Source organism: Paraburkholderia diazotrophica (assembly GCF_038900755.1).
Classification (GTDB): Bacteria; Pseudomonadota; Gammaproteobacteria; order Burkholderiales; family Burkholderiaceae; genus Paraburkholderia; species Paraburkholderia diazotrophica_A.
This window is the reverse complement of sequence record NZ_JBBPEN010000082.1, coordinates 1-398: the sequence shown is the minus strand read 5'-3', so window position 1 is coordinate 398 and position 398 is coordinate 1. Positions and strand designations below refer to the sequence as shown.

Sequence of the window (398 nt, the reverse complement as noted above, 5' to 3'; positions counted from 1 at the left end):
GTCGTATCTGCCGAGCTATCTGTCGGCGACGCTGCACTTCAACGAATCGCACGGCCTGTTCCTCGTGCTGGCCGTGATGGTACTGATGATGCCGATGACGCTGTATGCGGGCCACCTGTCGGACAAAGTCGGCCGCAAACCGGTGATGCTGCTCGGCTGCGTGGGTCTTTTCCTTCTGTCGATTCCGGCGCTGCTGCTGATCCGTACGGGCGCGGTATTGCCCGTGTTCGGCGGGCTGCTGATTCTCGGCGCGCTGCTGTCGACGTTCACAGGCGTGATGCCGTCGTCGTTGCCCGCACTCTTTCCGACGAAGATCCGCTATGGCGCGCTTGCGATCGGCTTCAATGTGTCGGTGTCGCTGTTCGGCGGCACGACGCCGCTCGTCGCTGCGTGGCTGG

Annotated in this window: 1 protein-coding gene; it reads left to right on the top strand. The window is 63.3% G+C overall.

The genetic code is table 11. The features are described 5' to 3' along the window. Positions 1-398 (top strand): MFS transporter (locus tag AABE10_RS36315; protein WP_342937853.1); only part of this gene is annotated, 398 nt, incomplete at both ends.